The organism is uncultured Campylobacter sp., from assembly GCF_937890585.1.
Classification (GTDB): domain Bacteria; phylum Campylobacterota; class Campylobacteria; order Campylobacterales; family Campylobacteraceae; genus Campylobacter_A.
The window spans coordinates 1-5228 of the sequence record NZ_CALACG010000185.1 but is presented as its reverse complement, the minus strand read 5'-3'; the positions used below and the strand labels follow the sequence as shown (position 1 = coordinate 5228).

Annotated in this window: 3 protein-coding genes; 1 reads left to right on the top strand and 2 read right to left on the bottom strand. The window is 34.8% G+C overall.

What is annotated here, in order from left to right:
• Positions 1-150 precede the first annotated feature (150 nt).
• The gene (locus Q0296_RS05435) at positions 151-594 is read left to right on the top strand and encodes a hypothetical protein (protein ID WP_103632757.1); all 444 of its coding nucleotides are present in this window, start codon (positions 151-153) and stop codon (positions 592-594) included.
• Positions 595-655: 61 nt separating this feature from the next.
• Here Q0296_RS05435 and Q0296_RS05430 read toward each other — a convergent pair whose 3' ends face one another.
• A complete protein-coding gene (locus Q0296_RS05430) occupies positions 656-3031 on the bottom strand; it encodes a ribonucleoside-diphosphate reductase subunit alpha (protein WP_298037673.1) in 2376 nt (791 codons plus the stop codon).
• 106 nt (positions 3032-3137) lie between these two features.
• The coding region (locus Q0296_RS05425; protein WP_298037670.1) for a pentapeptide repeat-containing protein at positions 3138-5228 on the bottom strand (2091 nt) is incomplete at its 5' end.

Here is a 5228-nt window from a genome sequence, read left to right as displayed (position 1 = left end):
ATATAAGTATTTTAAGTTAAATTTTAATTATTTTACTTAAATAATTATTTTAATTTTAGTTTTTAAAATAGTAGATTTAAATTTTTCTTCCATATAGATCTTTATTTAATTTATGTTAATATTAGTCGATTTTCAAAAAAAGGAGTTTCAATGAAAAAAATCACAACGCTCGCCATAGGTCTACTTTTGGCTGGCTGTGCATCATCCAACGGCGTAAAATCACCCGAAGATGGCATGATGAAAAGCTTTGCAAAATGCGCCCTAAAATCAGATAGTACAGTCATTATGCTAGTACCAAGTCGTGGCTTTCTTGCTGACGCAATAGCTAGCGCAACAACTAGTGTTTCAAACAACGACGGAGGTTTTTACAACAATCTAACGGATAAAATACAAGAAGGTGTGGATGCCTTTGTCATCTACGGCGAAAGTGGGATGAAAACGGAGTCACTCATGTCAAATGTCTTTACGAGACTAAAAGAGCGTAACGTAAATGGTATGCAGTTTTGTATATCAGCAGGAATAGAAAAGAGCGAGAAGCTAAGCAAACTAGCAGATGAGCTTGGTATAAAATTGAGTTTTGTGACACTTCCGTAAATTTATAAATTTAATAGACAATTTAAAAAATTTAAGAGAGAAATTTCTCTCTTAAATTTAACTACTGACAACCCTCGCATTCGATCGAGCGGTCGGCCACGTCGTTTAGCTTTTCGCTGTCTGGTGACTCAGAGCGTAGATAATAGGTTGATTTTAGTCCAAGCTCCCATGCAAGCGTGTAAATTTCGCTTAGATATCCGCCACTTGCCTTATCTAAGCTCATAAATATATTTAGACTTTGACCTTGATCGATCCATTTTTGGCGGATCGCACCTGCTTTTATAAGTATCCTTTGATCAAGCTCATAAGCTGGCGTGTAAAACTGCCAAGTATCAGGGCTTAAATTTGGCACAACATTTGGGATCATACCGCTTAGGTTGTGTTCGAACCACTTGCGTTTATAGACTGGCTCGATGGTCTGAGTGGTGCCAACAAGGATCGAGATCGAGCTAGTTGGAGCGATCGCCATTAGGTAGCCATTTCTCATGCCGTCACGCTTGACCTTCTCTCTTAGCTTGTCCCAGTCGCAGACATTTTCGTCAAATAGCCCACCTTTGTCGTTTAAAAGAGCCTTTGCGTTCTCGTTTGCAGTGTCTATCGGCATGATGCCTTTGCTCCATTTTGAGCCTTCAAATTTTGGATAGATGCCCTTTTCTACGGCTAAATTTGAGCTAGCGTAGATGGCGTTGAAGCTTATATTTTCCATTATGCTGTCAATCAGCGCCAAATGCTCATAGCTGCCCCATTTTACGTTTTTCTCAGCTAGCATTTGCGCCTCGCCCATGACGCCAAGGCCGATCGAGCGAGATGATAGGTTTGTGTGTTTTACCTTTTTGTGTGGGTAGAAATTTAGGTCTATAACGTTATCAAGCATTCTAATAGCTATCGGCACGACACGCTCGATGTCCTCTTTGCTGTTTATCTTGCTTAAATTTATACTTGCAAGGTTGCAAACTGCCGTTTTGCCCTCGATGCTCTCTTTTTCTACGATGAAAATTTGCTTGCCTTTTAGGCTATCAAGTGCGCTAAGTTTTTTGGCTTTTTTAGTTATGCCACTATCGACCGTGACGTCTTCCTCTTCGTCAAATAGCTCCTCGCCGCCATCTTCATAAGTGATCTTGATCTTATAGTAGTTTGGCGCTGTGTTTTGGAAAATTTCGGTGCATAAATTTGAGCTTCTGATGATGCCCTCGTGGTCGTTTGGATTTGCTTTGTTGGCGTTATCTTTAAAGCACAAAAATGGCATGCCCGTTTCAAAATAGCTAGTTAAAATTTTCTTCCAAAGCTCTTTTGCAAGGATGGTGTTTTTCTGGATATTTTCGTCGTTTTCATACTCCAAATATCTCTTCTCAAACTCCTCGCCGTAAAGGTCGCAAAGGTCGCTTACTTGAGCTGGATCAAAGAGGCTCCAGCGGCCATTTTCTTTGACACGCTTCATAAATAGGTCGTTTATCCAAAGTGCAGGGAAAAGCTCGTGCGCACGGCGTCTCTCTTCGCCTGAGTTTTTACGAAGATCGAGAAAATCGCTCACGTCCATGTGCCAAGGCTCGACGTAAACGGCTATCGCGCCCTTTCTAGTGCCTAGCTGATCGACCGCTACTGCGATGTCGTTTGTCACTTTTAAAAATGGTATGATACCGCCAGCTGCGTTTTTGTGTCCGTCGATACTGCCGCCCATCGCACGCACCTTGCTCCAGTCCCAGCCAATACCGCCGCCAAATTTTGAAAGTAGCGCCATCTCTTTGTAGCTATCAAAAATGCCCTCGATATTATCAGGCGTGCTGCCTACGTAACAGCTGCTTAGCTGGTGGCGTGTAGTCCTTGCGTTTGAGAGCGTTGGGGTGGCTAGCATCACTTCAAATTTAGAGATGAGGTCGTAAAATTTCTTAGCCCAGCCTTGGCTGTCTAGCTCGTTTTGTGCAAGAAACATCGCGATCGCCATAAACATATGCTGTGGCAGCTCGATCGGCATACCGCTCTTGTCTTTGATGAGGTAGCGGTCATAAAGCGTCTTGATACCAAGGTATGCAAACTGCAAGTCGCGCTCAGGCTTGATGTAGGCGTTTAGATCCTCTAAGTCGTACTTCTCTTTTAGTCCAGGGATGATGCGACCTACCTTTTCGCCCTTTGCGAGGTAGTCTTTTAGGTGGTTGTAGCCGTTAAAGCCAGTCACTTTGTGATAAAGGTCGAACAAAAATAGCCTCGCAGCGACAAATGTCCAGTTTGGGCGGTCGATGTCGATCTTATCAACTGCTGTTTTTATAAGAGTTTGCTGAATTTCCTCAGTCGTTATCATATCTCTAAACTGAATTTTCGCGTCTACCTCAAGCTCGCTAAGGCTTACGTTGCTAAGCCCTAGAACCGCTTCGTTTGTGTATTTTTTGATCTTGCTGATATCAAGCTCTTCTGTTCTGCCGTTGCGTTTTACTACTTTCATTTGCTCTCTTTCTTTTTTATAATTGTTATAATTGTATCTAACGGTTGTTTTTAAACTACTTAGAATATTCTTATTTTTTACCAATAAGCAATTACAACTCTTGCAACTATGATACTATTGAATTTTTGCGTGATGTTTTTGCTAATGAATATAAACATAAAATCATAACAATAACGTATAAAATATATGTTGATTTGTATGTTTGCGAATTTATTTTATCTAATCTTATCGCATTATAGATATCAAGATAAATTTTTTGTTTTTCTACAATAGGGGCTAGTTTTTGCAATACCTCCTCAATCCTTGCAAGATTACCAATAATCAAATCTATTTCTTTTTGGATCTCTTTTTCGTCAGCAAGACCAAATCTTAATCTAAATTTATCGCTTATCTCCATATCATAAAGACCACGTTTATATACTTTATCTGCCGCAAAAATCAAATCTAGTGCAATACTTCTATTTTTAGGTTCTTTTAGTGTTGTATTTAAATCATCTTTATTATGAAGATTTTTTAGGATTTTATTCAATTCCTTTTTTTCATTTTTTTGAAACAAAATACCTAAAACATTCTCTAATGTTGCTTTGTTAGTTATAATAAGTTCTCTTTGGTTTACTATATTACTTTCTAAAAAAGTTATGTTTGTATCAATATTATAATATCCAAATGATAGTCTTGTTAAATTTGCTAAATCGCTATAATCTATTCTGCTAAGCTTTTCTATTAAATTTTTGTTTTCTATATTCTCTTTATTAAATATATTTAAAGTTGGGTTTATTATTTCTGGACAAATCAATAATGTCAATATAAAACCAAGATAACTAAAAAATCTTATAAATTTAGTCACTATTTTTCCGACTTTTATAAAAGTACAATATAAAAAACCTAAAAATAAAATATACAACAAAACACCAAAAGTTACATACGATATTTTTTGTGTAGCAAAGTCAGCTATTGCGAACACAATATATAAGAATATAGCTATATTAATATTTAGCTGACTTATTTTTTTATCATTTTGTGCTAGAATAATTATTGGAACAGTAATTAATAAAATATTTAAAACATCATATACTAAATCAACTTTATTATATATGACCCAATAATTAATTCCATTAATACAGAATAAATATGTGCTATAACTTGCAATCATTAACAATGTAAAGTGAAAAATTTTATTTAAATTTGTATGATGATCGCTTGTATTTCGATATACAAGCAAACTCATATATTCAAACCATTTAGTAAAATCAATTATATTTTTTGAATTAATTTTATACCACCAAGAAGAAATTTGTCTTTTCCAGTGACATTTTTCTACTGAAAACAAATAATTTAGTAAATCATTAAGCATAAAGATAAAACTACATGATAAGTATGATACAAGAAATACTGGGGACACAAAAATACATTCTATAAATATTATTGTATTAATGATAGCTTTAAATAAAAGTACAACGGTATTTTTTAGTATAGAAAATAAAAATTTTAAAAAAAGAATTATATTGATTTTTTCTTTTTTTACCTTTTTCAAAGATTTTGACTGCTTATCTTTCTGCGTTATTTGGTTTTTACTATCCGCCAATGTGTATTCCAGCTCCATTTCCTTACAATAAAGCTCTGCTTTGTGATGGTTGCTTGCATCTATTAAATTCCCATTTTGATTTAATGTGTGTTTTAATATAGAAAATGAGTTTCTAAAATCAGAATATACTTTTTGATAAATTTCTGCTTCGGTGGCTTCTTTATTGTTTTCAAGTCTCCTTTTTATTTCATCATCGCAATCTTGTTTTATACTACTAAAACTATGTGAATCAAATTTCATATTAATTAAAATCGGCTTTTCTACGAAATTTGCACTGCTAAAATTTGGCGTTTTATGCAATCTTACTCCATAAAAGGAAGCTAATTTTTTAAATTCGCACTCGTGAAAATCTGTAAATTTCTTAAACTCGGAATTGTTAAAGTAGGCATTGTCTTTAAAAATAGTATTTTTAAAATTAGTGAAGCCGTCAAATTTATTATTTTTAAAATTTGCATTTTTAAAAGTGCAGTCGTTAGCTATAAAATCACCAAAAACATTGCACTTTATAAAGGTAAATTTTTGAAATTTAGCATTCTTTATATTTATATCTGATTTAAAAGTACACTTTTTAAAGGTAATCTTTTTAAAATTTGTTGAAGCAAAGTTTATATT

Excerpts from the sequence above, each read along its gene's own strand:
- Q0296_RS05435 (WP_103632757.1), top strand. The coding sequence starts at position 151 with ATGAAAAAAATCACAACGCTCGCCATAGGTCTACTTTTGGCTGGCTGT.
- Q0296_RS05430 (WP_298037673.1), bottom strand. The coding sequence starts at position 3,031 with ATGAAAGTAGTAAAACGCAACGGCAGAACAGAAGAGCTTGATATCAGC.